At 47.0% G+C, this 3,191-nt stretch carries 3 protein-coding genes; all 3 read left to right on the top strand.

Annotation, left to right across the window (positions count from 1 at the left end; translation table 11 throughout):
• A partial coding sequence (locus ACQRCA_RS08320; protein ID WP_427719874.1) for a hypothetical protein occupies positions 1 to 299 on the top strand: 299 nt, incomplete at its 5' end.
• A gap of 155 nt (positions 300 to 454) precedes the next feature.
• Positions 455 to 712 carry a hypothetical protein gene (locus ACQRCA_RS08315; protein WP_427719873.1) on the top strand — a complete coding sequence of 86 codons (258 nt, stop codon included), beginning with the start codon at positions 455 to 457 and terminating at the stop codon, positions 710 to 712.
• 325 nt (positions 713 to 1,037) lie between these two features.
• Positions 1,038 to 3,038 carry a hypothetical protein gene (locus ACQRCA_RS08310; protein ID WP_427719872.1) on the top strand — a complete coding sequence of 667 codons (2,001 nt, stop codon included), beginning with the start codon at positions 1,038 to 1,040 and terminating at the stop codon, positions 3,036 to 3,038.
• Positions 3,039 to 3,191 lie beyond the last annotated feature (153 nt).

Raw genomic sequence — 3,191 nt, 5'->3', positions numbered from 1 at the left:
CACTTTTCTGCTGGGATACGGTTCCGGGGCTTATGGCTTTGTTGGTTATTTATTGCGCCGCGGCTTTCTTTCTATCTAAAAACAAAGGCATTATTTGCATTGATGCCGATAAGATGTGCTTTATTGGGGTTACGGCGTCCTTGACCGTTCCGCTAACTGAGGGATTGCTCCCGATTCAAGAAGTCGATATTTCCGGGACGGTCGTATTAATTGTTTTCATACTATTGCTTGTTTATTTAATAGCCTCTAACTATTTGGTTGATCGCATTCGAATTTGGCATAGGGAGCGCAAGCGTTAAAGCAGAATATGCTACAGATCTTGATTGACTAATTCTTCGTTATTTCAATTAGGAGCTCAGGCTTGTGTGTGTATCTTTGCACGCGAAATGGAGCATCCGTCTTGTTTTTCGTTTGTTTTTGATATACGCGCTAATAAGTAAAATAAGGCTAACACATGATTAAAAGAGTTATTTCTGAGTTAGTCCCAAGTGCACTGGCTGTTCTTGCTTTCTTTGAGCTTGTCTTCCCCAAAGTTGCCGAACGTGCTTTCGATCATGTCCTTAATAGGCGAATGGCGGAATTTAAATCCATCTTGGATACTTTTCTTGAGGCCTATAAGGATGAGCTTGCGCGCGCTTCATCTGCTCATAGGTTGATTTTCGATCAAGAGATACGTTTTTTGACAAAACGGACAATTTGCTGGCGAAGCTAATCCTGCTAATCCAAGAGATGCGGGATGCAATATTGGGTTCTGACTTTGGCGAACTGGAGAAGAGCTGTTTCCTTCGCTACCTTGAGATTATTCCCGAACTTAAGAATGCCGTGCTCGTGTACGAACCGGAGGTGCGTTTGTCACCAATGGAAATTGGCCCAGTTTGCACTGATTGCCATGCTCTAATTGGACAAATGTAAATGGCGTTTCGAGACATTGCCGAACTCTTTCGCGGTAGCGTATAGGGTCCCGTGCGATTCGCGAGCTCTTCCCTTGATATCATGGTCATAGCGTTTTATTTGCCGACCTTTATCGGAGATGCCCTATGGTCCAGATTGATCCGATGGAATATCCAAAGTTTTCCGATTATTCATCCCATGCCCAGTCTTCTCCCAATATTCCCGTTGGGAGTGAGGGGATGATCGAGACTCTAAGAACGATTCTGGATGTCTTAAAGAGTGGCCAATCCCTAGATGACACCATTTCAATCGATGGTTCAACAGCCAAGCTTTCTCTTGGCGCAGCTTGTCTTGCCCTGAGCCCGTGTGGATTGGTTGTTAAGACTCCTGAGGGATACACCCCTTCTGCAGAGTCGGACCGTTGGACTGACACGGGAGACAACTCCTATCTGGCTGCGTGCCTGGCAAGTCGTTGCAGATTCTTTAGCGGTATGATTGATGTGCTGGGCGCGCCAATGACTTCTGGTGAGCTGCGTTTGTTGGCCAATGCCGAGTACGGAATGAGCTGGAGCAAGACGAGTGAGGTCCAGCGCCGTTTAAAATGGGCTCGCGAGCTCGGCCTTGTTGAGTATAGAGAATACGAAGGATGCCGATATGTACGGACCCCTCTAGGTGACCAATGGGTTTCCCAGATCGAAGTGGAGCCCAAGGGTGTCTTGGAGGAGTCCGCTTCCTTAAACTGGACCGAGCCTTCAAATTGGGCCGTCGATCTTGCTATAAATGCTAAACAATCTGATCGTTCGGATTCCATTGGATTTTTCGCTGGCGGGGCATCCGGTTTTATTGATGCTACGGCTGAACTTCTTTCCATCGTAAATAACGGTGGTGACGAGTCTGAAATCGTTCGGTTTTCTAACTCGTCCTATAAGCTATCCGAAAGCTCAACCAAGACGGCGATTTCTGCACTTTCAAAATTGGGCTTTGTGCGGCGGTCGTCACTTACTACGTACGAGTTAACTGCAATTGGCGACGCTTGGCTGTCTGAAAAATCTGCAATTAATTTTGCTTGCTGTTTTCACGCAGCGTTCTCTTGGGTATTTGAGCTTTTGCCGCTTGTTGGTCACAGCGCGTTTGACGTTAAGTCGATCCAGCTGCTTCTATTCGAACGTTATAACGTCGACATTTCCCATGATGCGCTTCGAAAGCGTCTTAATGTTTTGCTGAAAGCTGGCTTGCTAAAAAAGAGAAGCCAGATGAGTTATCAGGCAACTGAGCACAGCGATTCTTTTTTGAGTGGATATGGGTTTAATTTCATCGTTGATTCCATTGGCAATCAGGGGGCGGGACCTGAGCAGCCCGTGGCTACCGATGTCGACAAACTGATTGGAGAGCTTTGGGATTCTTCGCGCGATTCCGGTCATCCCGATCGGCTGGAACGAGCTGTGGAGCGGTGCTTTAGTCGCCTTGGGTTTAGAACGACTTTGTTGGGCGGGTCTGGTGATACAGATGTTTTAGCGGTCGCGAATGCTGCTTCGAGATTTTCTTATTCCGTGGTAATTGATGCCAAATCAACCTCTAATGGCGGGGTCTCTGCCTCACAAGTCGATTTTGACACCCTTGAACTGCATCGTCGTAAACACGATGCGTCGTTCATCGCCGTTGTGGGGTCAAGTTTTTCTGAAAAACGGATCTGCGATAGGGCCAAGGAACATGACGTCGCGTTGTTTGGAATTAGCGAGTTGGAAAAGCTTCTTAAGCTTCAAGAGGAGATTCCGCTCGTCTCTCAAGACTACAAAGTTCTCTTCGAGTATTCGGGATCTATCGATCTTGGTTTATTGGAACCCGCTATTGCCCGCTTTAGGCGAACAACCAAGCTGCTCGATTTGGTGCTCAGGGCGTTGCTTTCTCAAAACGAAGATAAAGAATTTGGCGGGTTGATGTCTAAGCGGGATGTTTACTGGTTCATGAAAAACGGAACGTCCTCAATTGAAGATTTGTCGATCAGCGAGGTTGGGGAAATGCTCGAGTTCCTGTCCTCTCCTTTTGTTGGGTGCATTGGCAAGGATAAAGACGGATATTACGCTGTGGGATCTTTCGATGATGCCGCTAAGAGGCTTGTTCTGTTGGCCAAGGCGTGTAATGGGTAGCGTTGGCTTTGTCGGGAACCTGATCTCACGTGCCCTTGTTTACTTGATGCGGTTTTGGAGATTCATATTTCACCACGATTAAGAAAGTCTGTTCCAAATCGAGGCCAAGTTATGTCGAATTGAGCAATTAAGTATCCAATGATGGGGTCACCG

Source organism: Collinsella sp. SGI.095 (genome assembly GCF_050314535.1).
Taxonomy (GTDB): domain Bacteria; phylum Actinomycetota; class Coriobacteriia; order Coriobacteriales; family Coriobacteriaceae; genus Collinsella.
The sequence above is the reverse complement of the archived record's forward strand: the minus strand, read 5'-3'. Positions and strand labels throughout refer to the sequence as shown.